This window comes from Viridibacillus sp. KH_047 (assembly GCF_057838945.1).
The window spans coordinates 3116046-3142331 of record NZ_CM174479.1 but is presented as its reverse complement, the minus strand read 5'-3'; the positions used below and the strand labels follow the sequence as shown (position 1 = coordinate 3142331).

23 protein-coding genes are annotated in these 26286 nt (G+C 37.1%); all 23 read left to right on the top strand.

Translation table 11 applies throughout. The annotated features are described in order from the left end of the window. The first annotated feature begins 24 nt into the window (after window positions 1–24). The 23 genes from AC3IS5_RS15500 to AC3IS5_RS15390 all read left to right on the top strand — a co-directional run bounded on the left by AC3IS5_RS15500 (window position 25) and on the right by AC3IS5_RS15390 (window position 26273). Window positions 25–2274 (top strand): FtsK/SpoIIIE family DNA translocase, encoded by a 2250-nt coding sequence (locus AC3IS5_RS15500; RefSeq protein WP_489427913.1) that lies wholly within the window; start codon window positions 25–27, stop codon window positions 2272–2274. A gap of 180 nt (window positions 2275–2454) precedes the next feature. Then, window positions 2455–3183, top strand: coding sequence for a GntR family transcriptional regulator (locus AC3IS5_RS15495; protein ID WP_489425214.1), 729 nt, complete (start codon window positions 2455–2457; stop codon window positions 3181–3183). A gap of 48 nt (window positions 3184–3231) precedes the next feature. Then, complete coding sequence (locus AC3IS5_RS15490; RefSeq protein WP_489425213.1) at window positions 3232–4293, top strand: BMP family lipoprotein; 1062 nt, start codon at window positions 3232–3234, stop codon at window positions 4291–4293. A 192-nt stretch (window positions 4294–4485) separates the two neighbouring features. Continuing rightward, complete coding sequence (locus tag AC3IS5_RS15485) at window positions 4486–6033, top strand: ABC transporter ATP-binding protein (protein WP_489425212.1); 1548 nt, start codon at window positions 4486–4488, stop codon at window positions 6031–6033. 1 nt (window position 6034) lies between these two features. Next, window positions 6035–7078 (top strand): ABC transporter permease, encoded by a 1044-nt coding sequence (locus AC3IS5_RS15480; RefSeq protein WP_489425211.1) that lies wholly within the window; start codon window positions 6035–6037, stop codon window positions 7076–7078. Between the two features lies 1 nt (window position 7079). Continuing rightward, window positions 7080–8039: an ABC transporter permease gene (locus AC3IS5_RS15475; RefSeq protein WP_193738759.1), complete on the top strand. Its 960-nt coding sequence runs from the start codon at window positions 7080–7082 to the stop codon at window positions 8037–8039. A gap of 171 nt (window positions 8040–8210) precedes the next feature. Beyond that, window positions 8211–9482 (top strand): EF-P 5-aminopentanol modification-associated protein YfmF, encoded by a 1272-nt coding sequence (gene yfmF, locus AC3IS5_RS15470; RefSeq protein ID WP_489425210.1) that lies wholly within the window; start codon window positions 8211–8213, stop codon window positions 9480–9482. Further along, window positions 9479–10810, top strand: a complete 1332-nt coding sequence (yfmH, locus tag AC3IS5_RS15465) for an EF-P 5-aminopentanol modification-associated protein YfmH (RefSeq protein WP_489425209.1) — start codon at window positions 9479–9481, stop codon at window positions 10808–10810. Before yfmF ends, yfmH begins: the two co-directional genes overlap by 4 nt. Beyond that, entirely contained in the window at window positions 10810–11538 is a 729-nt protein-coding gene (gene ymfI / locus AC3IS5_RS15460; protein WP_489425208.1) for an elongation factor P 5-aminopentanone reductase, read from the top strand. The genes yfmH and ymfI overlap by 1 nt, the downstream gene beginning before the upstream one ends. Window positions 11539–11580: 42 nt before the next feature. Next, window positions 11581–11838, top strand: a complete 258-nt coding sequence (locus tag AC3IS5_RS15455) for a DUF3243 domain-containing protein (protein WP_489425207.1) — start codon at window positions 11581–11583, stop codon at window positions 11836–11838. 115 nt (window positions 11839–11953) lie between these two features. Beyond that, window positions 11954–12754 carry a DUF3388 domain-containing protein gene (locus AC3IS5_RS15450; RefSeq protein WP_489425206.1) on the top strand — a complete coding sequence of 267 codons (801 nt, stop codon included), beginning with the start codon at window positions 11954–11956 and terminating at the stop codon, window positions 12752–12754. Window positions 12755–12761: 7 nt separating this feature from the next. Next, on the top strand, window positions 12762–13667 hold the full coding sequence (locus tag AC3IS5_RS15445; protein WP_489425205.1) for a helix-turn-helix domain-containing protein: 906 nt from the start codon (window positions 12762–12764) through the stop codon (window positions 13665–13667). Window positions 13668–13716: 49 nt separating this feature from the next. Then, window positions 13717–14295 carry a CDP-diacylglycerol--glycerol-3-phosphate 3-phosphatidyltransferase gene (pgsA, locus tag AC3IS5_RS15440; protein ID WP_053417411.1) on the top strand — a complete coding sequence of 193 codons (579 nt, stop codon included), beginning with the start codon at window positions 13717–13719 and terminating at the stop codon, window positions 14293–14295. Between the two features lie 133 nt (window positions 14296–14428). After that, a complete protein-coding gene (locus AC3IS5_RS15435) occupies window positions 14429–15685 on the top strand; it encodes a competence/damage-inducible protein A (RefSeq protein WP_489427912.1) in 1257 nt (418 codons plus the stop codon). 175 nt (window positions 15686–15860) lie between these two features. Next, window positions 15861–16922 carry a recombinase RecA gene (recA, locus tag AC3IS5_RS15430; protein WP_053417410.1) on the top strand — a complete coding sequence of 354 codons (1062 nt, stop codon included), beginning with the start codon at window positions 15861–15863 and terminating at the stop codon, window positions 16920–16922. A 212-nt stretch (window positions 16923–17134) separates the two neighbouring features. Beyond that, a complete protein-coding gene (gene rny, locus AC3IS5_RS15425) occupies window positions 17135–18691 on the top strand; it encodes a ribonuclease Y (protein WP_489425204.1) in 1557 nt (518 codons plus the stop codon). Window positions 18692–18829: 138 nt separating this feature from the next. After that, the gene (locus AC3IS5_RS15420) at window positions 18830–19627 is read left to right on the top strand and encodes a TIGR00282 family metallophosphoesterase (RefSeq protein ID WP_489425203.1); all 798 of its coding nucleotides are present in this window, start codon (window positions 18830–18832) and stop codon (window positions 19625–19627) included. A gap of 90 nt (window positions 19628–19717) precedes the next feature. Continuing rightward, complete coding sequence (locus AC3IS5_RS15415) at window positions 19718–19984, top strand: stage V sporulation protein S (RefSeq protein WP_489425202.1); 267 nt, start codon at window positions 19718–19720, stop codon at window positions 19982–19984. 335 nt (window positions 19985–20319) lie between these two features. Beyond that, the gene (locus tag AC3IS5_RS15410; protein ID WP_489425201.1) at window positions 20320–22071 is read left to right on the top strand and encodes a 2-oxoacid:acceptor oxidoreductase subunit alpha; all 1752 of its coding nucleotides are present in this window, start codon (window positions 20320–20322) and stop codon (window positions 22069–22071) included. Next, the gene (locus AC3IS5_RS15405; RefSeq protein ID WP_489425200.1) at window positions 22058–22924 is read left to right on the top strand and encodes a 2-oxoacid:ferredoxin oxidoreductase subunit beta; all 867 of its coding nucleotides are present in this window, start codon (window positions 22058–22060) and stop codon (window positions 22922–22924) included. The genes AC3IS5_RS15410 and AC3IS5_RS15405 overlap by 14 nt, the downstream gene beginning before the upstream one ends. A 380-nt stretch (window positions 22925–23304) precedes the next feature. Then, a complete protein-coding gene (miaB, locus tag AC3IS5_RS15400) occupies window positions 23305–24852 on the top strand; it encodes a tRNA (N6-isopentenyl adenosine(37)-C2)-methylthiotransferase MiaB (protein WP_489425199.1) in 1548 nt (515 codons plus the stop codon). After that, window positions 24852–25286 (top strand): YlbF/YmcA family competence regulator, encoded by a 435-nt coding sequence (locus AC3IS5_RS15395; protein WP_390008851.1) that lies wholly within the window; start codon window positions 24852–24854, stop codon window positions 25284–25286. Before miaB ends, AC3IS5_RS15395 begins: the two co-directional genes overlap by 1 nt. Before the next feature lie 183 nt (window positions 25287–25469). Beyond that, window positions 25470–26273, top strand: coding sequence for a cupredoxin domain-containing protein (locus tag AC3IS5_RS15390; protein WP_489425198.1), 804 nt, complete (start codon window positions 25470–25472; stop codon window positions 26271–26273). Window positions 26274–26286: the final 13 nt, after the last annotated feature.

Genomic DNA, 26286 nt, shown 5'->3' with positions numbered 1-26286 from the left:
AAAAAGCCAGAACAAAAACTAACGATGCATCCTCTGATGTATGAAATCATTGGCCTCCTATTGGTGGGAATTGCCATCATAACATTCTTTGAATATGGCTTAGTTGGCCGATTCTTTCAAACAGCTGCTTTGTTTTTATTTGGTAATTGGTCAATTGCTGTACCATTTATGCTTATTCTTAGTGCCCTTATATTAATGATTCGTAGAACCATTCCGAATATGAAGAACCGAACGATTCTAGGTTGTGCATTTATACTAGGGAGTCTAACTTTATTTAGTCATATTGCACTGTTTGAACAATTACTAAATGGAAATGGAATTGGAAGTAATTCCGTATTAAAAGAAACATGGAGAATACTCATAACGAGTGGTGGTATTGAAGAACGTAGTCAATCATTTGGTGGTGGGATGGTCGGCGCTTTATTATTTGCATGCTTCTTTGTTTTATTTGACTCTGCCGGAGCGTCTATTGCTAGTTGGTTAATGCTATTTATAGGGATGATTTTATTAACTGGGAAGGCATTAGTTCCATACTTAATGCAAAAGATACCTGAATGGCAAACAAAATGGAGAGAACGTCGTACCCAAGCGAAAAGTGCGAAACAAGCAAGAAGGTCTCCGCAAAAACAAGAGGCACCAAAAGCTTCATCACGTCGCGCTCGTAAATCTGCAAAAGATGAAGCGACGCAACAAATTGAAGAAAATCTTGAAGCTGCCACAGACGTAGAGCTTCCTGTCCATAAGGAACCGATTATTTCAGCTTTTACACAACGTATTGTAGAACCTGAAGTAATACCACAGGATATAGAACCAGAAGAAGAAATAGAGATTCAACCAATGGCGGGTGATGAGGTTATTGAAAATATCAATTACCAATTACCGGCAATGTCTTTATTAAAAGCACCACCACATGTTGATCAAAGTGGAGAATTTACATTGATTCAAGCAAATGCACGAAAGCTTGAGCAAACTTTTCAATCGTTTGGTGTGAAAGCAACTGTGACAGAAGTCCATTTAGGCCCAGCTGTTACAGAGTATGAAGTGCTTCCAGATAAAGGGGTTAAAGTAAGTAAAATTGTCGGTTTGCAAGACGATTTAGCTTTAGCATTAGCAGCTGAAGATATACGTATTGAAGCACCTATTCCGGGGAAATCGGCTGTTGGTATCGAAGTACCAAACAAAGAAGTGGCAATTGTTAGTTTACGTGAAGTGTTAGAAGCAAAAGAAAATAATCAACCTAATGCCAAACTACTAATTGGTTTAGGTAGAGACATTACGGGTGAAGCGAAGTTGGCCCAGTTAAATAAGATGCCACATTTATTGGTAGCTGGTTCAACAGGTAGCGGTAAAAGTGTTTGTATTAATGGCATCATAGTAAGTATATTAATGCGTGCAAAACCTCATGAAGTGAAACTCATGATGATTGACCCGAAAATGGTTGAGTTAAATGTTTATAATGGCATTCCGCATCTGTTAGCACCAGTTGTTACAGATGCACGTAAAGCTTCTCAAGCTTTGAAAAAGGTTGTATCTGAAATGGAGCGCCGTTATGACCTGTTTTCACATACAGGAACACGTAATATTGAAGGCTACAATGGACATGTTGATGCGTTTAATGCCGAAAATGATGAGAAGCATCCCAAATTACCATTTATTGTCGTCATTGTTGATGAGCTAGCGGATTTAATGATGGTTGCCTCAAGTGATGTAGAAGATTCCATTACTAGACTTGCCCAAATGGCACGAGCGGCAGGTATTCATTTAATTATCGCGACACAAAGACCAAGTGTCGATGTCATTACGGGTGTCATTAAGGCAAATATTCCATCTCGAATTGCTTTTGCAGTATCCTCTTCAATTGATTCTCGTACCATTTTAGATATGGGCGGAGCAGAACGTCTTCTTGGAAGAGGGGATATGCTATTTTTACCAGCAGGACAATCGAAACCTGTTCGAGTCCAAGGGGCCTTTTTATCAGATAATGAAGTACAGGATGTTGTTGATTTTGTTATTAGTCAACAAAAAGCACAATACCAAGAAGAGATGATACCGACAGAAGAGGATGATTTAAAGAACTTAGATGACACAGATGATTTGTATGAAGAAGCAGTACAATTAGTAATGGATCAAGAAACGGCATCGGTATCATATTTACAAAGAAAGTTAAAAGTGGGGTATGCTAGAGCGGCTCGTATAATGGATCAGATGGAAGAAAGAGGAATTGTAGGACCTGCTGAAAAAAGTAAGCCACGTCAAGTCCTTATCGGAAAATGATAATGGTGAAATTTTTCAGTATCAAAAAAATACTAAAATAACTACAGATGTAAAAAAAAAAAACTGTTTTAGCACAGTTTTTTTAAAAACCTATTTATTTACCTAAATAATAATGGTATAGTAACGAATTAGTAGGAATGTTTTACGTCAGATGTCAGATCTCTCTAGGTGGTGGTATGTATGACGATTAAAACAGATAGTCGGCATTTGTATCTCCAAGTAATCGATCGTTTGAAAGAAGATATCGAAAAAGGAGTTTTTAAAGAAAAAGAAAAACTCCCATCTGAATTCGAATTATCCAAGACACTTGGAGTCAGTCGTGCCACTCTACGTGAGGCACTAAGACTGTTGGAAGAAGAAAACATCATTGTTCGTCGACATGGAGTAGGAACATTTGTGAATCCAAAACCTGTGTTTACATCAGGAATTGAACATTTATCAAGTATTTCTTCTATGATCATAAATGCTGGAATGGAACCCGGAACAAACTATTTAAGTTCATTCGGGTTGCCAGCTTCTGAGGATGATGTAAAGCGCTTTCATTACGAAGAAGATGAAACTATCATATCAATTGAAAGAGTTCGTACTGCAAACGGAGAGCCCGTAGTCTATTGTGTAGACCAAGTACCTTCAAAGTATTTGCCTAATGATTTTTCAAATCGTGAAGATTCTTCAATTTTTTCTGCGATAGAGGAATCTGGTGATATTCATGTCGCGTATGCAATTACATATATCGATCCGGTTGGTTATCATAACCAAGCATCTCCAATTTTAGAGTGTGAGCCTGAAACAGCTCTCCTCGTTCTAAAACAGCTCCACTATGATGATAACGATCGAGTGGTGTTATATTCTAAAAACTATTTTAGAGCTGATAAATTTAGCTTCCATGTAGTTCGAAAACGTGTGTAAAACTGTATGCATTCCTGCTAACATCAAACACTTTTGGGGGGACTCCAATTGAAAAAACGTAAATTTGGCTTAGCACTTTCAGTAGTACTAGCTGCTGGTACTTTATTAGGTGCTTGTGGTTCTAAAGATGATACTTCTAAAGGTGACAAAGAAAGCAACTTCTCACTTGCAATGGTTACTGACCTTGGTGGTGTGGATGACAAATCATTCAACCAATCAGCTTGGGAAGGTATCCAAAAGTTCGGTAAAGACAATGATTTGAAAAAAGGTGACGGTGGTTATGACTACGCACAATCTACGTCTTCTTCAGATTACAACACGAACTTAACTAGTATGGTTCGTCGAAACTTTGATCTTGTATTCGGTGTTGGTTTCTTGATGGCTGATTCTATCAAAGAGGTTGCTGACCAAAAACCAGATTCTCAATTCTCAATTATTGATGCTAAAGTTGATGCTCCAAACGTAACTTCTATCTTGTTCAAAGAGCAAGAAGGTGCATTCCTTGCAGGAGTAGCTGCAGCTAGTGCTACAAAATCAAACAAAATTGGTTTTGTAGGTGGTGTTGATATTCCTGTAATTAACCGCTTCCATGCTGGATTCGTTGAAGGTGTTAAAGCTGTAAATCCTGATATTAAAGTTGATGTTCAATATACAGGTGCTTTTGATAAAGCAGAACTTGGAAAAACAACTGCTAACCGTATGTTTACAACAGGCGTAGATGTAATTTTCCACGCTGCTGGTGCAACAGGTAATGGTGTATTCACTGAAGCTAAAGAACGTAAAACAAAAGACCCTAATGCAAATATCTGGGTAATCGGTGTAGATGCTGACCAATACAAAGAAGGACAAGTTAACGATAAAACAAACGTTACTTTAACTTCTGTTTTGAAACGTGTAGATGTTGCGGTACAAGACGTTGCGAAACAAGCTAAAGAAGGTAAATTCCCAGGTGGAGAAACTTTAGTTTACGGTTTATCAGACAATGGTATGGCATTAGCAGATTCTCATGGTGCTATTTCAGATGAAACGATGAAAAAAATTGATGATTATGCTAAACAAATCGCTGACGGTAAAATTAAAGTTCCAGAAAAAGTAGAAAAAAAGAAATAATTTAAGTTAAGTCGTCATCATAAAGGCTAGTTAACTATTAGTCTTTATGATGATTTTTATCTGCAAAAATTAATAGATAAAAGGTTTTGAATTTTTGGATTTTCAAAATCTTTCCTGTATTAATTTTTTTAACCTATGTTAATTTATTAATAACAACAAATATAATTTACAGTGTCCAAGGGAGTGAACACATTGGAATATGTGATAGAAATGCTAGGTATTCGAAAACAATTCGGATCTTTTGTAGCAAATGATAATATCACCCTTCAGCTGAAAAAAGGCGAAATTCATGCATTGCTTGGAGAAAATGGTGCAGGAAAATCGACTTTAATGAACGTGCTTTTCGGACTTTATCAACCTGAAGCTGGGGAAATTCGTATAAATGGAAAGAAAGTTAAAATTTCTGACCCAAACGTTGCGAATGACTTAGGTATTGGAATGGTTCATCAACACTTCATGTTAGTTGAAAACTTTACAGTAACAGAAAATATTATTTTAGGTAGTGAACCTACTAAAAATGGCATTGTTAATATCAAAGATGCAGCGAAAAAAGTTAAAGCACTGTCTGAAAAGTATGGATTAAATGTGGATCCATATGCAAAAATCGAAGATATTTCAGTTGGCATGCAACAACGTGTAGAAATTATTAAAACGTTATATCGTGGGGCAGAAAACATTATTTTTGATGAGCCTACAGCATCATTAACACCACAAGAAATATCAGAATTGATTCAAATTATGAAACGATTAATTGCAGAAGGTAAATCTATTATCTTAATCACTCATAAATTGCAAGAAATTATGGAAGTTTCAGATAGGGTCACTGTTATCCGTAAAGGACAAGGCATTGGAACTGTAACAACTTCAGAAACATCTCCGGATCAATTAGCAGAGTTAATGGTTGGACGCCAAGTTGAATTTAAAACTAAAAAAGCAAAGGCTAATCCAAAAGAAGAAATTTTAAAAATTGAAAACTTAGTCGTAACTGACTACAGAAATATTGAAAAAGTGAAAGGTTTAAACCTTTCGATACGTAGCGGTGAAATTGTCGGTATTGCTGGTATTGATGGTAACGGACAGTCCGAATTAATCGAAGCGATAACAGGACTCCGTAAAGTTAAGTCAGGCACAGTTTCGTTAAACAATCAAAACATCACAAATCTAAAACCACGTGATATTACGGAATCTGGTGTTGGTCATATCCCACAAGATCGTCATAAACACGGTTTAGTATTAGATTTCCCAATCGGGCACAATATTGCGCTACAAACATATTATCAGTCTCCAATTGCAAAAGCTGGAGTTATAGATTATAGCAAAATCTCTGAACTTGCGCAAAGAATTATAAAAGAATATGATGTTCGTTCAGGTCAAGGCGAAGTTACACCTGCTCGTGCATTATCAGGTGGTAACCAACAAAAAGCAATTATTGGACGTGAAGTAGATCGAAATCCAGATTTACTAATTGCTGCATTACCAACACGTGGTTTAGATGTCGGTGCAATTGAGTTCATACACCAACGTTTAATTGAACAACGTGATAATGGAAAGGCAGTTCTATTAATTTCATTTGAATTAGACGAAGTTATGAATGTTTCTGATAGAATTGCAGTTATATATGATGGTCAAATTATCGATACTGTGACGCCAAATGAAACGACTGAGCAAGAGTTAGGTCTGTTAATGGCGGGTCAAGGTCGACAATTAAACAAAAGACAAGTAAAGGATGGTGACGAATAACATGTCGAAGAAGTTGACTAATATCCTCGTCCCTGTGATATCGGTAATACTTGGATTACTTGTCGGCGCAATTGTTATGCTTGTAAGTGGTTATGACCCTGTACAAGGCTATATTGCTCTTTGGGAAGGTATCTTTGGGGATATGTTTACGCTTGGTGGAACTGTCCGACAAATTACACCTTATATTTTGGCAGGTCTGGCAGTAGCATTTGCGTTCCGCACTGGTTTATTTAATATCGGTGTTGAAGGTCAATTAATTATGGGTTGGTTAGCAGCTGCTTATGTAGGTTATGCTTTTGAATTACCAGCTATTATTCACCTTCCGTTAGCTATATTAGCTGCTGCAGTAGCAGGAGCACTTTGGGCGTTTATCCCAGGTTTATTAAAAGCGAAATTACAAGTGCATGAAGTTATCGTTACAATTATGATGAACTATATTGCACTACATGTCGCCAACGCAGTGATTAAAACACTCTCTGATAATGGAGAAAAAACACCGATGATTCATGAATCGGCATCATTACGTTCGACTTTTTTAGATAATTTAACAGATTATTCACGTATGCACTACGGTTTTGTAATCGCTTTAGTAATGGTTGTTATTATGTGGTTTATTTTAGAGAAAACAAAACGTGGTTTTGAACTTAAAGCAGTTGGTTTTAACCAAAATGCATCTGAGTATGCAGGTATGAATGTTAAAAATAATATAATTCTTGCTATGGTTATTTCAGGTGCATTTGCAGGTCTTGCAGGTGCAATGGAAGCACTTGGAACATTCGGTAATATTACAGTTCAAGCTGGATTTACAGGTATCGGCTTTGACGGTATCGCAGTCGCTTTACTCGGTGCAAATGCACCGTTTGGCGTATTATTAGGTGCAATATTATTCGGGGCCTTAAAATTCGGATCATTAAATATGCCGAACGTAGGAATTCCTTTAGAAATCGTTTCCATTGTAATAGCGTTAGTTATTTTCTTTGTAGCTTCAGGTTATATCATTAGAGTATTCCTTGAAAGATTGAGCAAGAAAAAGGAGGCGAAATAACATGAGCTTTTTGGAAGTGTTATATTTCCTAGTTCCTACTGCAATTTTTTATGCGGCGCCTCTAATTTTAACAGCTATCGGTGGTGTGTTCTCTGAACGTTCGGGCGTAGTTAATATTGGACTTGAAGGTTTAATGGTTGTAGGTGCATTTGCAGGAATCGTGTTTAACTTAACATATGTCGATACATTTGGTGCTTGGACACCTTGGATTGCATTAATAGTAGGAGGTCTTGTTGCGGGTATATTCTCAATATTACACGCAGTAGCAGCTATTTCATTCCGTGCCGATCAAACGGTTTCAGGTGTAGCAATCAACTTACTTGGTCTTGCAGTGGCATTATTTTCTGTGAAAATGCTTTATGATAAAGGGCAAACAGATATGATCAAAGTTCGTTTCCCTCGCTTTAATATTCCTTATTTAGAGGATATCCCATTAATCGGACCTATGTTCTTTAAGGATGTTTATGGAACTTCAATTCTAGCAATTGCGGTAGCGATTCTTGCTTGGGTGATTATATATAAGACACCATTTGGTTTACGTTTACGTGCTGTTGGAGAGCATCCAACTGCGGCAGATACAATGGGTATAAATGTAACTAAAATGCGTTACATCGCCGTTATCATTTCAGGTGTTTTAGGTGGAATTGGTGGTGCGATCTATTCGCAAACAATTTCTGGAGACTTTGGCCACGGAACAATTAATGGACAAGGTTTCATGGCTCTTGCGGCAATGATTTTTGGTAAATGGCATCCACTTGGTGCTTTAGGAGCGGCAATTTTCTTCGGATTTGCTCAATCATTAAGTATAGCAGGGAACTCGATTCCATATATTCAAGATATTCCAGCTGTTTACTTGCATATTTTACCTTATGTATTAACAATTTTCGCTGTAGCTGGCTTTATTGGTAAGGCAAATGCACCTAAAGCAGTTGGCCAACCATATATTAAAGGTAAGCGTTAATTTTTCATATAAAAGGAAGGACTGGGCATTCGCTCGGTCTTTTTCTTTATGAATAAAGACTCTTTAATAGCAAGTCTATATACTTACTTTGCCTGAAGTTGCTTTTTTATTTAAAAGGCATGTATAGTGAGTGTAATGGTTTGTTATATTAAAGAGATAGGAGGGGTCTACATGTTTGAAACTATTCAAGTAGCAAAAGGTGTCAATATTCATACAAGAACAACTGATCAATTTAAAACTGTCAATTTTTCAGTGAAATTTAAAAGACCTTTAACTGTCGAGGATGCTTCAGAAAGAACAGTATTAACAAACGTACTACAACATAGTAGCGCAAAATATCCAACTACTGCTGCAATGCGTATGTATTTCGACGATTTATACGGTACGGTTTTATATTTTGATACTACAAAACGTGGTGATGAACATACCGTATTATTAAATGTTGAAACAGTTAATGATCAATATTTAAAAAATGGGGAAGTTTTAGGTGAAGTGCTCGAACTTATGCATACAGTGCTATTTGAGCCTAACTTCGATAACGGTGTATTCCGTGAAAATATTGTTGCTCGTGAAAAAGAAATGGTGATTGAGCGAATTCAATCTGTTTTTGATGATAAATCACGTTATGCCCAACAGAAATTATTGAATATTATGCGCCCAAATCATCCCGCATCTATCTCAGCTAACGGCACAATTGAAGATGTTAAAAAAGTTACGCCAACATCATTAGTTAAAACGTACGAAGAGATGTTAGCTAATGATTTAATCGATATCTACGTAGTTGGGGATATTGATGAAAAAACAATAGTTGAAAGCTTGAAAAAAGCGTTACCATTTGCTGATCGTACAATGGACCATGCTACTCATCCAACTGTAGAAAGTAAACCAACTGAAACGTTTGTCAGTGAACAGCAAGATATGAAGCAAGGTAAATTACATATCGGCTATCATACACCTGTCACTTTCACGCACCCTGATTTTCCTAAAATGCAAATTTTTAATGGCGTTTTTGGTGGATATCCACATGCAAAATTATTTATGAATGTACGTGAAAAAGAAAGTATGGCTTATTACTGCTCAAGCTCATATTCTGCCCAATATGGGTTAGTATTTGTCATATCAGGAATTGATGCCAACAAAGAGAAAAAGGCAATTTCATTAATCGACGAACAACTAGTTGCGATTCAAAAAGGCGACATTACGGATTTAGAATTAGCGCAAACAAAAGCGATGTTAACAAATCAAATAAAAGAAGCACTTGATTCAGCAAGAGGGCAAATCGAAATATATGATCAATATAAAGACTTGCCAACAGAGTTCTCGGTAGAAAATATGGCAGCGAAATGGCAAGCAGTAACGAAGGAAGATGTAGTTAATATGGCAAAACTAGTAGAAAAAGAAACAGTATATTTCTTAAGGGGTAAGGAGGATGCTGCAGAATGAAAACAATCCAATTCGATCAATTAGACGAAACGCTTTACTACGAGAAGTTAGATAATGGATTAGATGTTTATATTTTGCCGAAAAAAGGCTTCTCTAAAACATTTGTCACTTTTACTACAAAATATGGTTCCATCGATCGTTCATTCATCCCGCTTGGTGAAACTGAAGCTATTACAGTTCCAGATGGTATTGCACATTTTTTAGAGCATAAAATGTTTGAAAAAGAAGATGGCGATGTATTCCAAAAGTTCGGTGAAAAAGGTGCTTCAGCAAATGCTTTCACATCTTTCACAAGAACAGCGTATTTATTCTCTGCAACAGATCATTTATATGAGAGTACGAAAACTTTACTTGATTTCGTACAACAACCATATTTCACGGAACAAACTGTGGAGAAGGAAAAAGGTATTATAGGTCAAGAAATTACAATGTATGATGACCAACCAGATTGGCGTTTATACTTTGGAACGATTGAAAATATGTTCCATGAGCATCCAGTGAAAATTGATATAGCAGGTACTATTGAGTCGATTGATGATATTACCGCAGATCATTTATACACTTGTTATAATACGTTTTATCATCCATCTAATATGCTTCTATTTGTCATCGGTGCTGTTGAACCAGAGAAGATGATGGATTTTATTCGTGCTGATCAAGCAGATAAGACATTTGAGGAACCAACACCTATTCAGCGAATTGAAGTGACTGAACCTACAGATGTAGCAGTAAAAAGTAGTACGTTAGAAATGGATGTTTTAAAACCAAAAGTAATTGTAGGTATAAAAGCCAAAGAAACAAGCCTTTCTGGCAAAGCTATGTTAAAGCATGAGCTGTCTATCCAATTAGCGCTGGATGTATTATTTGGTCGTTCTTCAGACTTTTATACAAGTGTATATGAAAAAGGACTGATTGATGAATCGTATTCTTATGACTTCTCTTTAGAAAAAGGCTTTGGTTTTGCCTTAATTGGTTCGGATACGAATCAAACAGATGAGTTAGTTGAAGCTATTCAAAATGTATTACAAAATACACAAGAAAAATGGCCATTTGGTGATGATGAATTAGAGAGAGTAAAACGTCGTAAGATCGGCTTTTATTTAAGAGCATTAAATTCAATTGAATTTATCGCAAATCAATTCACGAGATATGCTTTTAATGATATGAATTTATTTGACGCGGTTCCTGTCATTGAAGAATTGACGTTAGCGGACGTGCAACAAGCTTTCGCTTCACTACAAGGAGAATCACAGCAAACAGTATTTAAGATTTTACCTGTAGGAAATAAAGCGAAAACAAGTAATGACAAAGAAGGTCAAGAGCGATAATGAAACAGTTTTGCTTAGTACTTGGCGCGTCCGGTGCAATTGGACGTGCCATAAGTGAGCAGCTTGCTAAAGATGGCTGGTCTTTATATTTGCAGTATAATCAGGGCGAAGAGGCCGCTTTCGAGCTTGTAAGTGTACTGTCAGCTGAATACCCAGAGCAAGAATTTATGATGATTCAAGCTGATTTAACAGATTCTCTTGCAGCAGAAAATATTTCGAGTTCTATATTTTCACTACAAGCGATTGTAGTGGCTAGTGGACAAGCACTTTACAAACTTGTGGAAGATACTACTGCTGATGAAATGGATGCACTTTGGAAAGTTCATGTGCAAACGCCAATTAGACTTATAAGCCTCTTAGCTTCAAAATTACGCCAAAACAATATAAGTCATATTATTATGATTGGTTCGGTTTGGGGCGAAGCAGGGGCATCAGGAGAGGCTTTGTACGCTACTGTGAAAGGTGCACTTCATGCTTTTGTAAAATCGTACGCACAAGAAGCAGCGGGAAATGGTGTTCTTGTTAATGCAGTAGCGCCAGGCTTAATTAATACTAAAATGAATGGGCATTTGACGGATATAGAAGAGCAGGAGCTAATTGACGAAATTCCATTAGCAAGAGCAGGAGAACCAGCTGAAGTTGGTCATTTAGTATCGTTCTTATTATCAGGACGTGCCAATTATATTACGGGTCAAATTCTACGAATTAATGGTGGATGGTACATATAAATTTCCTTCTTACACATACTTAATGTGAAAAGGAGTGATTATATGGATATCATTGAAAACTGGCAAAAGTGGACGAGCTTTTTGGGGCAAAATGTTGCAAAAGCGGAATCTGCGGGAATGTCACAAAAGGTAATACAAGAAGCTGCAGTGCAAATTGGTGAGTACTTGGCAAATAATGTTGATCCCAAAAATGAACAAGAGAGAGTGCTTTCTGAGCTTTGGTCGGTGGCAACCGATGAAGAAAAGCAATCTCTAGCTAATTGTGTTGTAAAATTAGTGCAGAATAGGAAGGTACAATAGGAAAAATGGGGTAATAGCCCCTCTTTTCCTTTTTTTCTTTCCATATGTACAAAAATCGGCTATTATGGAACTTAGAAATGTTTTAAGCGTCGTATAATAGAAGGGATCGTTGTATGTGAGAGAATGGTATTTTGAATATGAAATACAAATCAATCGCCCCGGCTTATTAGGAGATATTGCTTCCTTATTAGGTATGCTTCGTGTGAATATTGTGACAATCAACGGTGTCGATCAAGTTCGAAGAGGAATGCTTTTACGAGCTGAAAAGGACGAACAGATTGAACGATTTGAGAACATCGTTTCGACTATGGAAATGATAAGTGTAACAAAATTTCGCGAGCCAACAACACGTGATCGTCTAGCGATTCGACATGGTCGTTATATACAAAGAGAAGCAGATGAAAAAAAGACGTTTCGCTTTGTACGAGATGAACTAGGTATTTTAGTAGACTTTATGGCAGAAATTTTTAAAAAGGACGGTCATAAACTTATTGGAGTTCGAGGAATGCCTCGTGTCGGAAAGACGGAGTCAGTCGTAGCGGCTAGTGTTTGTGCAAATAAGAGATGGTTATTTTTATCATCGACTATGATTAAACAAACTGCACGCAACAAGCTGCTTGGAGACGAATTTAATAGCAATAATATATTCATTCTGGATGGAATTGTCACAAGGAGATCTTCTGATGAAAAACATCAACAACTCGTACGTGAAATGATGAGTATGCCATCTATTAAGGTAGTAGAGCATCCTGATATGTTCGTGCAACATTCTGAATATACAATTGAAGACTTTGATTATATTATCGAATTAAGACATCATCCAGATGAAGAAATTACATACGAAATCATGGAGAAACATAACAGCTTACTTCAAGATTCGAGTGGTTTCGGTGGCTTTGGAGGATTTAATTTTTAACAGGTAGGTGTTACAGTTGACAGAACTAGGAGCTCGTTTAAAAGAAGCGAGATTGTCAAAAGGGTATAGTCTGGATGACTTACAAGAAATTACGAAAATTCAAAAACGCTATCTTTCTGCAATTGAAGAGGGAAATTATAGCATAATGCCTGGAACGTTTTATGTTCGAGCATTTATTAAACAGTATGCAGAAGCGGTGGATTTAAGTGCCGATGAATTACTTGAGACGTATAAATCTGAAGTGCCTGCAAACAAAACAGTTGAAAGTACAACGACAGCAACAATTCAACAACCTCAATCGCGTAGAAGCTTGTCTAAAATGCCGTCAAAAGGTTTTGTGGACTTAATGCCGAAACTTGTTGTTGCTTTATTTATCATAATTGCAATTGTAGTAATCTGGGTATTGTTCCAAAATAAAGCTGATAATTCTAAACCAGATATTAATACAGAAACAACACCAGTAACTGTGGATACAAAAACTCCACCTACAACTGGCAAGAATAAAGACAATGAAGTAGCTGGTTCAACAGATCAAGATAAGAATGATGAAGAAACAACTAAAAAAGAAGAAAAACAACAAGAACTTTCTAAAGGTACACTAGTAAATGATAATGAGACAACTAATTATACTTTAACTGGTACAGAAGAGTTTAAAATCCGTGTGGAAGTTTCTGGTGATACATGGGTTGGTGTACAAGATGAAAATCGTACAGAAATCTCTGATAGAGCAGATGTATACCATGCTGCTGATGTAGTTGAAGTCGATGCGAAGGGTAAACAAAGCGTTCGTATTCGATTAGGTGCAGCTGCAAATGCAAAAGTTTTTGTCAATGATGAGAAATTGAAACTTGCGGCTTCTCCAAGCGAGCGAAGTACTCAAAATATCGTCATTAATTTTTCAGAGAAAGAATAGTCATCTAGAGAAAGATGGCTATTTTCTTTGAAAGAAGGGTGAGGAAATCGTGAATATACCAAATAGAATTACAGTTTCAAGGGTTTTGCTAATCCCAGTATTCGTGCTTTTAATGTTAGTGGACTTTGGATGGGGGCAAATGACGGTGCTTGGTGCAACAATGCCTATCGAGCACTTTGTTGGTGCGATGATTTTCATCATAGCTTCTATCACAGATTGGGTAGATGGCTACTACGCACGCAAATATAATTTAGTAACGAATATGGGGAAATTTTTAGACCCATTAGCAGATAAATTGTTAGTTTCTGCTGCATTTATCCTACTTGTTGAATTAGGAACTGCTCCAGCATGGGTGGTTATTATCATTATCAGCCGTGAATTTGCAGTAACTGGTTTACGACTAATTTTAGCGGGTGGTGGCGAGGTAGTCGCTGCTAACCAACTAGGTAAAATTAAAACATGGGCACAAATTGTTGCGATTTCTGCGTTATTGCTAAATAATATTTTCTTTACTATGTTTAGCATTCCTTTTGCTGATATTGCATTATATGTAGCTCTATTCTTTACTGTTTGGTCTGGTGCAGATTATTTCTACTTGAATCGTCGTGTATTATTAGATTCAAAATAATTAAAATATGAATTTTAGTAGGCGAGGATGTAAGTATGGAGGATTTTCTCCTACATTATATACCTCGCCTTTTGTAACTTTGCACTTTTTGAGCACCATACATATTATAAGGTAGAGGAAGGGATTGTTAGAGATGAATGCAGAAATCATTGCAGTTGGATCAGAGCTTTTACTAGGTCAAATTACGAATACAAACGCACGTTTTATATCTGGTCAATTATCTGAGCTAGGTATTAATGTGTATTATCACACTGTCGTCGGAGATAATGTAGATCGTTTAGTAAACGCGATTAAAGTAGCTGAGACCCGTGCAGATCTCATTATTTTCTCAGGCGGCTTAGGGCCAACGAAAGATGATTTAACAAAGGAAACAATCGCGCGACATTTAGGGACTGTACTGGAAATAGATAATTATGCTATGCAATCGATTGAAGAATTTTTCACTCTTCAAAATCGTATTATGACAGATAATAATCGTAAACAGGCACTCGTATTAAAAGATTGTGAAGTACTTATAAATCGTCATGGTATGGCTCCTGGCATGCTGTTAGAAAAAAATAACCGTATATATATGTTGTTGCCAGGACCGCCGAAGGAATTGGAGCCTATGTTCCAATTTGAAGCGAAGCCAAAATTAGCTGCAAGAGTAAATGATGGAGCTCAGATTGTATCTCACGTACTACGCTTCTATGGCATCGGTGAGGCAGAGTTAGAGGTAAAGGTACAAGACTTACTAGAAAACCAAACAAACCCTACTATAGCGCCGCTAGCATCAGATGGGGAAGTAACTCTACGCATTACAGCAAAGGCATTTAGTTTAGAACAAGCTGAACAGCTAATAGCTGGAGCAAAGGATGAAATATTACGTAGAGTTGGGCAGTTTATGTACGGTGTGAATGATGATTCTCTTTCTTCTAAAACAGCTGAAATTCTTATTGAAAACGATTTAACCATTGCCGCTGCGGAAAGTTTAACTGCTGGACTATTTCAATCTGAATTAGCAGAAAATCCTGGTATAAGTCAATCGTTAATTGGTGGAGTTGTTACTTATACAGAACAAGCAAAACGTGAGCAACTAGGAATTTCAGCTGACTTATTAGAAAATTACGGAGTTGTAAGTTCCCAATGTGCTGTAGCAATGGCTAGTAAAGTAAAAGAAAAGTTCGGTACAGATATAGGGATAGGTTTAACTGGGGCAGCAGGTCCTGAAGGGCATGATAATCAACCAGCTGGTACAGTGTGGATAGCTGTAGTTATCGGTGATAATGAACCTCAAACGTATCAATTACATCTAACAGGGCAACGCAATACAAATCGTTTACGCGTAGTGAAGCGTACTTTTGCTTTTATTATTCAATTATTAACCGAACAAGGTTATCGTAAAATATAAATTTGTCCATTCGAAGTGGATTAAAATCAGCTTTTGAGCAAAAAGTGGGGCATACTTTTCGATTTTGGTTAAATTTTTCCGAATAAATGTTCGCTTTTTTCTTGTGTATTTCTCAAAAAAGAAGTATAGTAGATACAGATATAAAAGAGATAATGTTTTCGAAGGAGGAACAAGATTGAGCGATCGTAAAGCAGCATTAGACATGGCCCTTAAACAAATTGAAAAGCAATTTGGTAAAGGTTCAGTTATGAAATTAGGCGAAAAAACAGACATCGAAATTATGACTTCTTCAAGTGGCTCTTTAGCACTTGATACAGCACTTGGAGTTGGTGGATATCCACGAGGTCGTGTTATTGAAATATATGGACCAGAGAGTTCTGGTAAAACAACTGTAGCGCTTCATGCGATTGCAGAAGTACAAGCTAACGGTGGTACAGCAGCGTTTATTGATGCAGAACATGCACTTGATCCGGTCTATGCACAAAAACTAGGTGTTAATATTGATGAATTATTACTATCACAACCTGATACAGGGGAGCAAGCTTTAGAAATTGCTGAAGCTCTTGTACGTAGTGGTGCAATCGATATCATTATCATCGATTCTGTAGCAGCTCTTGTACCAAAAGCTGAAATCGAAGGTGACATGGGTGATTCACATGTTGGTCTACAAGCACGTTTAATGTCGCAAGCATTACGTAAACTATCAGGAATTATTAACAAATCTAATACAATTGCTATTTTCATTAACCAAATTCGTGAGAAGATTGGTGTTATGTTCGGTAATCCAGAAACAACACCAGGTGGACGTGCACTAAAATTCTACAGTTCTGTACGTTTAGAAGTACGCCGTGCAGAAACAATCAAACAAGGTAATGATATGGTAGGTAACAGAACTAAAATTAAAGTCGTTAAAAACAAAGTGGCACCGCCATTCAAAACAGCTGAAGTGGATATTATGTATGGTGAAGGGATTTCAAAAGAAGGCGAAATCATCGATATCGGTGTAGAAAAAGAAATCGTGCAAAAAAGTGGTTCTTGGTATGCTTATGAAGAAGAGCGTTTAGGCCAAGGACGCGAAAATGCAAAACAATTCTTAAAAGAAAACCCTGAAATCAGCAATGAAATTGCACATAAAATCCGCGTAGCTTCTGGGATTGCAACTGATTCATATACAGTTGAAACTGAAGAAGACGAAGCAATGGATGCAGAATTATCATCATTATTAAATGAAGAGTAAGATTTTCTAAGGGTCTTTCAATGTCAATTGAAGGGCCCTTTTGACTATAACTATAACTGTGAATCCTTGACATTGTTTTTTTTCAACTATACAATTAAACTTGTATAATTTCTAAAATTGAAATGAAATAGGCAGTATATTGAGGGCTCATAGAAATACTTAATGTATAGCCGACTAAAAATGAAAACAATACAGCAAGAGGAGGTGTTCGAATGACTGGAAACATCATCTCCGCTTTGCTTGGACTCATCGTCGGTGCCGCTGTTATCTATTACGTCAATAAAAGAGTGAATGATTCAAAAGTGACAGGTGCAAAGAGTTCCGCAGAGCTCATCATAGATGAAGGTAAAAGAGAAGCGGAAGCTCTAAAGAAAGAAGCACTTCTTGAAGCAAAAGATGAAACTCACACACTTCGAACTGAAGCAGAAAACGACATCCGTGAACGCCGGTCTGAGCTTCAGAAACAAGAAAACCGGTTATTGCAAAGAGAAGAAAATCTTGATCGCAAGGATGAAGCTCTGAATAAGAGGGAAGCAGGTTTAGAGCGCAAAGAAGACGCTCTAAACGACAGACAACAGCATATTGAACAGATGGAAAGCAAAGTGGAAGAACTCGTAGCTAAACAGCAATCTGAAATCGAACGTATCTCAGCATTAACTCGTGAAGAAGCAAAAGTCATTATTCTAAAACAAGTAGAAAACGAGTTATCAACTGATATAGCAGTTATGACGAAAGAATCTGAAATGCGAGCGAAAGAAGAATCTGACAAAAAAGCACGAGAAATTTTATCACTAGCCCTTCAGCGCTTTGCAGCTGATCACGTTGCAGAAACGACTGTCTCTGTCGTCACTTTACCAAATGACGAGATGAAAGGTCGTATTATTGGACGTGAGGGCCGTAACATTCGAACACTTGAAACGCTTACAGGTATCGATTTAATTATTGATGACACTCCTGAAGCAGTTATTTTATCAGGATTCGATCCAATTCGCCGTGAAACAGCTCGTCTAGCACTTGAAAAATTAGTACAAGACGGTCGTATCCATCCAGCTCGTATCGAAGAGATGGTTGAGAAATCTCGCCGTGAAGTGGACGAGCAAATTCGTGAAACAGGTGAACAAACTACATTCGAAGTGGGTATCCACAATTTACATCCGGATCTAATGAAAATTTTAGGCCGTATGAAATATCGTACAAGCTATGGTCAAAACGTCTTGAAACACTCTGTAGAGGTAGCTCACTTAGCGGGCTTACTAGCAGCAGAATTGGGCGAAGATGTACTGTTAGCAAAACGTGCAGGGTTACTGCATGATATTGGTAAAGCAATTGATCATGAAGTAGAAGGAAGTCACGTAGAAATAGGCGTAGAATTAGCTACAAAATACAAAGAACATCCTGTTGTTATTAATAGTATTGCCTCTCACCATGGTGATACTGAACCAACTTCAGTAATTGCAGTATTAGTAGCTGCTGCTGATGCTTTATCTGCAGCGCGCCCAGGTGCACGAAGTGAAACACTTGAAAACTATATTCGTCGACTAGAAAAACTAGAAGAAATCTCTGAATCATATGAAGGCGTTGAGAAATCATTCGCTATTCAAGCAGGTCGTGAAATACGTATTATCGTACGTCCTGATCAAATTGATGATTTAGCTTCACATCGTTTAGCACGTGATATTCGCAAACGCATTGAGGATGAACTGGATTATCCAGGGCATATTAAAGTGACGGTTATCCGTGAAACACGCTCAGTCGAATATGCGAAATAGTTAAATTCAGAATAAGAAATTAGTATATGCCAAATGTAAAGTAAGAAAATTGAATTGAAAAATTCAAATATTTTATAAAGAAGGCTTCTTAGAACCTCGGTCGAGAAGCCTTTTTTGTTGGAAAAGAGTGAATCAATAATGAAAGTACTATTTATCGGAGACATTGTAGGCTCAATTGGCCGTACAGCTGTTGAAACATATTTACCAAGATTAAAGAGAAAATATGCACCAGATGTTGTCATTGCGAACGGGGAGAACGCCGCTGCTGGACGTGGAATTACAAGAGCCATTTATCAAGAATTATTAATGACGGGCGTAGATGTTATTACAATGGGTAACCACACATGGGATCAAAAAGAAATTTTCGATTTCATTGACGATGCAGAATTTTTAATCAGACCTGCAAACTTCTCAGACGAAGCGCCCGGCAAAGGGATGACGACTATTTCAAAAAATGGTCATACTTTATCTGTAATCAATTTACATGGACGTACTTTCTTACCACCACATGGCGATCCATTTGCTAAAGCAGATGAATTAATAGAAGAAGCAAAAAAAGTTTCTCCACTTATTTTCGTAGATTTCCATGCTGAAACAACGAGTGAAAAAATTGCAATGGGATGGTATTTAGATGGACGAGTATCAACGCTTGTAGGGACGCATACTCATGTACAAACGGCGGATGCACGCATTTACCCTGGTGGTACAGCGTATATTACTGATGTTGGAATGACTGGACCTTATGATGAAGTACTTGGAATGAATAAAGAAAGTGTAATCTATCGATTTAAAACAAATATGCCAACACGTTTTGAAGTACCAAAACAAGGTCGAGAAGTACTAAGTGGCTTCTTTGTTGATCTTGATGATAAAACGGGCTTAGCAAAATCATTTGAGCGCATATATATTAACGCAGATTATCCTTTCAAAGGATAATTGTAAGTCTATTCCCAAAACTCGCTGCATACAATAATCCATGGACAAGAGAGATGTCCCACATTTTTTCAAATTAAGGGAGGAATTGTTGTGGATTCATTGAAAGTATCTTCTCGCTCAAACCCGAACTCAGTAGCTGGCGCATTAGTAGCGGTCATTAGAGAGCAAGGCTATGCAGAGATGCAAGCAGTTGGAGCAGGTGCACTAAATCAAGCTGTTAAAGCAGTTGCAATTGCAAGAGGATTTGTTGCACCAAGTGGAACGGACTTGACTTGTTCGCCTGCATTTACGGATATCTTAATTGCAGGTGAAGATCGAACGGCTATTAAGCTTTTAATTGAAAAGCGTACGAGATAAATAAAAAAACTAAAATACCGGGAAACCGGTATTTTTTTTATGGAGAAAATAGTGAAGCTTTGCATTTTGCTCAATTGAAATGAAATTTTAAGTTGGAAACTAGTACATTTTGTAAAATGAAAGGAGCACATTAAGCTTTTATTACTATACATAAAAAAGTATGTTAACATAGTGAGTATTGTCAGTGATTATTATTACAACTTATTGAACGAGCTTTTCCGTCAAAGGTCTGAATTTCAAAGAATTCGCTTATAAATAATAGTTTACATCGGGTCTTCGTGATAAACTGATGAAGGATAAAAAGCTAAAAACCTGTAATTAAGGAGATGTTATAGATGTTACATCAGCTTTCATGGAAAGTCGGTGGGCAACAAGGGGAAGGTATTGAGAGTACAGGAGAAATTTTCTCTACGGCTATGAACCGTCTTGGATACCATTTATATGGATACCGTCACTTCTCTTCCCGTATTAAAGGTGGCCATACGAACAATAAAATTACCGTACGCACATCTGTCGTACACACGATTCCAGATGATTTAGATATATTGGTTGCATTTGACCAAGAAACAATCGATGTCAATTATAAAGAATTAACTTCAGAAGGTGTTATTTTAGCAGATGCTAAATTTAAACCAGTAAAACCAGAAGATTGTCCTGCAACACTGTATGTTGTACCATTCACTGAAGTCGCTGCTGAATTAGGTACTACTTTGATGAAAAATATGGTGGCAATCGGTGCAACTGCTGCATTATTAAATCTTGAAGATGAAGTTTTCCAAAGTGTCGTTGATGAAATCTTCGGCCGTAAAGGTGAAACAGTTGTCCAAAAAAATATGACAGCCATTGCACAAGGACACGAACTAATGAACGGTATGCTTGGTGATAATATTGGTAAATTCGAATTAGAGCCAGCTGATGGTAAACACCGTCTATTTATGATCGGAAACGAAGCTATCGCACTAGGTGCATTAGCTGCAGGCACTCGTATTATGGCAGCATATCCGATCACTCCAGCTTCAGAAATAATGGAATATTTAATCAAAAAATTGCCGAAATTCGGTGGTACTGTTATCCAAACAGAAGATGAAATCGCGGCTGCAACAATGGCAATCGGCGCTAACTATGGTGGCGTTCGTTCATTTACTGCATCTGCAGGTCCAGGCTTATCATTAATGATGGAAGCAATTGGCCTTTCTGGTATGACAGAACAACCTCTTGTTATTGTTGATACACAACGAGGTGGCCCATCTACGGGTTTACCAACAAAACAAGAACAATCTGATTTGATGGCAATGCTATACGGAACACATGGTGAAATTCCGAAAGTTGTTATCGCACCAAGTACTGGTGAAGAAGCATTCTACGATACAATTCAAGCGTTTAACATTGCAGAAGAACTGCAATTACCAGTTATCTTATTATCGGATCTTCAATTATCACTTGGTAAACAAACTGTTGAACCATTTGATTACTCTAAAATCGAAATTCGTCGTGGTAAATTAGAACTTGGCGAATTACCTGAAGCAGAGGATAAAGCATACTTTAAACGCTTTGAAGTAACAGAAGATGGCGTGTCAACTCGTGTCGTACCTGGTCAAAAACACGGTATTCACCACGTTACAGGTGTTGAACATGATGAGACAGGTAAACCATCTGAAGCAGCGGGTAACCGTAAAGCGCAAATGGACAAACGTTTCCGTAAATTAGATCACGTAAACTTTAATATGCCTGTATTTAAAAACACACCACACGAAGAAGCGGATATTCTATTAGTTGGCTTTAACTCGACTAAGGGTGCAATAGAAGAAATTCAACCGATACTAAACGAAGAAGGCATCAAAACAAACCACGCACATATTCGACTAATTCACCCATTCCCAGCAGCGGAAATGAAAGAATTAATCGACAATGCGAAAAAAGTAATTGTCGTTGAGAATAACGCTACTGGTCAATTAGCTAATGTAATGAAAATGAATATTGGCGCACATGATAAAATTATTAGCTTAGTGAAATATGACGGCACACCATTCTTGCCAAAAGAATTGTTAGGCCGCGTGAAGGAGTTGCTAACAGATGGTAACATTTAAGGATTTCCGAAATAATGTTAAACCTAACTGGTGTCCTGGATGTGGTGACTTTTCAGTGCAAGCTGCAATCCAACGTGCTGCAGCAAACCTAGAAGTTCAACCGCATGAACTAGCAGTTGTTTCAGGAATTGGCTGTTCAGGTCGTATCTCGGGATATATCAATTCATATGGTTTACACGGTATTCACGGACGTGCATTACCTATTGCACAAGGATTGAAAATGGCTAACCGTAATTTAAAAGTAATCGCTTCTGGCGGTGACGGTGACGGTTTCGCAATCGGTATGGGTCATACAATTCACTCAATCCGTCGTAACGTTGATATCACGTATATCGTTATGGATAACCAAATCTATGGTTTAACTAAAGGACAAACATCACCACGCTCAGCTGCTGGTTTTGTCACAAAATCAACACCAGGTGGAGCAATCGAACCGTCATTAAAACCATTAGAAGTAGCATTATCTGCTGGCGCAACATTCGTAGCACAAAGCTTTTCGACAGATTTAAAAGAGCTAACTTCGATCATTGAAGCAGGTATGAATCACAACGGCTTCGCATTTATTAATGTATTCAGCCCTTGTGTAACTTATAATAAAATCAATACTTATGACTGGTTCAAAGAAAACATTACAAAATTATCAAGCATTGAAGGATACGATTCAACAAACCGTGCCCAAGCAATGGCAACTGTAATGGAACATGAAGGTCTAGTAACAGGTATCATTTATCAAGACGAAGAAACACCTTCGTATCAAAACTTAGTAAATGGATATAGTGAAGAACCTCTAAACCAGCAAGACATGATGATTGAAGAAAAAGATCTTCAAGAGTTAATGAAAGAGTTCATGTAATAAATAATTTAAAGGCTAATCCTCAAGTCGTTTATCTGACTAAAGGATTAGCTTTTTTATTGTTAATAAGAGACTGATAGTTACAGTTAATATGCAAATATTTATAATAGGAAGGATTAAAGAAGATTTAAAATAGGTAGCGCTAAAGATTGAGTGAGTAGCGCAAAAGGGAATACGAGTAGCGCTAAAGGAATTGCGAGTAGCACCAAGAGCTCTAGCAATGCAAAAGTAAGCCTACCTGGCCCTCCACCCCCAATAAAACAAGCTATATGTCGAAACACCGACAATTAACGTTCTTTTCTTGTAGGAACCATACTCCATTAAGTATAATAAGAAAATGGGTATTCGAGTGTGCGAATACGAGCGGAAGGAGTTTACTGATGAACGAAGAACAGCGACTTGCTAGTCAACAAGTGAAACATCCAGAACCATCGGACAAAAAATCCGAGAAGGACTATAGTAAATATTTTCAATCTGTATATACAGCGCCATCTTTAAAAGATGCAAAGAAACGTGGTAAAGAGGAAGTTCAATACCACAAAGACTTCGCGATTGATGAAAAATACATGGGTATGGGACATGGTCGTAAATTCTACATTCGTACGTACGGTTGCCAAATGAATGAACACGATACAGAAGTAATGGCTGGGATTTTTCTGCAGCTTGGTTATGAAGCAACAAATAACGTAGAAGATGCGAATGTCATTTTAATGAATACTTGTGCAATTCGCGAAAATGCGGAGAATAAAGTGTTTGGTGAACTTGGTCACTTTAAGCCGTTAAAGCAAAAAAATCCTGATTTATTAATTGGTGTATGTGGCTGTATGTCACAAGAAGAGGCAGTAGTTAAGAAAATCTTGAAAACGTATGACCAAGTTGATATGATTTTCGGGACGCATAATATTCATCGTTTACCAGATATTTTAAATGAAGCTTATATGTCGAAAGAAATGGTTATCGAAGTGTGGTCTAAAGAAGGGGACGTTATTGAAAACCTTCCGAAAGTTCGCAAAGGGAATACGAAGGCTTGGGTTAATATCATGTACGGATGTGATAAATTCTGTACATATTGTATCGTACCTTATACACGCGGAAAAGAACGTAGTCGACGACCAGATGATATTATTCAAGAAGTACGCCAACTAGCTGCACAGGGCTATAAAGAAGTGACATTACTTGGTCAAAACGTAAACGCTTACGGAAAAGACTTTGAGGATCTAAAATATGGTCTTGGCGATTTAATGAATGAATTACGTACAATTGATATTCCACGTATTCGTTTTACTACAAGTCACCCACGTGATTTTGACGATTATTTAATAGAAGTATTAGCGAAAAAAGGAAACTTAGTTGAGCACATCCATTTACCTGTGCAATCAGGTTCAAGCGACATGTTGAAGATTATGGCTCGTAAATATACGCGCGAAAGCTATCTAGAACTTGTACGCAAAATTAGAAAAGCAATTCCAGATGTGGCGTTAACAACAGATATTATCGTCGGCTTCCCAAATGAAACAGACGAGCAATTTGAAGAAACGCTATCTTTATATAAAGAAGTTGGCTTCGAAATGGCATTCACGTACATTTATTCACCACGTGAAGGTACTCCTGCAGCGAAAATGCAAGATAATGTACCAATGGAAGTGAAAAAAGAACGTCTACAGCGTTTAAATGACGTAGTGAACCAACTATGTGGAGAAGCAATTAAACAATATGACGGTCAAATCGTCGAAGTGTTAGTTGAAGGGGAAAGTAAGCGTAACCCGAATGTACTAGCAGGTTATACAAGAAAAAATAAACTCGTAAACTTTGTAGCTCCTAAAGAAGTAATCGGTCAAATTGTTAAAGTACAAGTTACTGAAGCAAAAACTTGGTCATTACAAGGAGATTTTATTGAAGTTGTAACGGACCAAAAGGTGGAATTATAATGGCAGAAATATATACTAAAGATCAAATCATCGCAAAAGCAATGGAAATTGCCCATATGGTAGCGAACACGGAAGAAGTAGATTTCTTCAAACGTGCAGAAGCACAAATTAACGAAAACCAAATGGTACGTGAAAAAATCGCTAGTCTAAAAAGTTTACAAAAACAAGCAGTAAACTTCCAACATTATGGTAAAGAAAAAGCACTTCGATTAATTGAAGATAAAATTGCAAAAATCGAAGAAGAAATTGATTCTTTACCAATCGTTGAAGAATTTAAACAATCTCAAGGCGATGTAAATGATTTATTACAATTAGTATCAAATACAATTGCGAACAGTGTGACAGATGAAATCGTTGAATCAACTGGTGGAGACGTGTTGCGCGGTGAAACAGGTTCAAAAGTACAAAACTCTAAACCAGGTAGCTGTTCTTAATAAAATAATTTTAAAACCTCTTAAAGATATTTATTCTTTAAGAGGTTTTTTTTATTTATTAGTTAATAATATTTATTTAATTAGAAATATTTATCAAAAAGTAGTATTATAGTAATGCAGGTTTACAATTTTCGGAAAAATTTTAATTCGAAAATGAATACAATGTTGGGGGGAGCAAGTTAAATGAAAAAGAAACAAGTATGGATAGGGTTGCTATTAGCAAGTGCAATGGTATTAGGTGCCTGTAATGGGGATAAAGAAGTAACCAAATCAGAAGAAGGAAGTAAAGTGAACAACGAATTGCTAGTATTGTCTGGTGACACTGTTTCAGAAAAAGGTGGCTGTGTTTTATCGAGTCGTTACGCAGCGGGAGATAAAATTGTATTTCGTATCAATGCAATTGATCCTGAAACAAATGAGCAAGCTAAAAATGCCAAACTACAAGTCCATTTATCAACTGGGGAAAACTTAGATATGACATATGGTAAGCATGGAGATGATAACTTCTGGGTTGTTGCTTACCCGGTAACACAAGATACGCCTACGGGTGCTCTAGAGTATACAGTTACTGCAGAAGATGGCAACAAAAAAGGAGAATTTAAACCGTTTAACGTTCAACCTTCGTTAATTACGGTAGTTTCTGCAGAAGTAAAAAAAGAAAATAAAAAAGAAGAAAAGAAGGAAGTAAGTGCGAAAAAAGTAGAAGTAAATCAAAATGTTGATATTACTGCAAAGAATTTTGAATTTTTTGGTCCTAAAGGGGAAAAAGAATTTCACGTAAAAGCAGGTAAAGAAGTGACAATGACACTTAAATCAGATGAAGGTGCGCATGGTTTAGCAATTGAAGGATTAGATGTAAATTTAAAAGAAGCAAATGGAACAGTAAAATTCACACCTGAAAAAGCAGGGGAATACCAAATAGTTTGTAGTGTCTTCTGTGGTGCAGGTCATGGAGATATGTCAGTTAAATTAGTGGTTGTAGACTAGAGGTGAGAACATT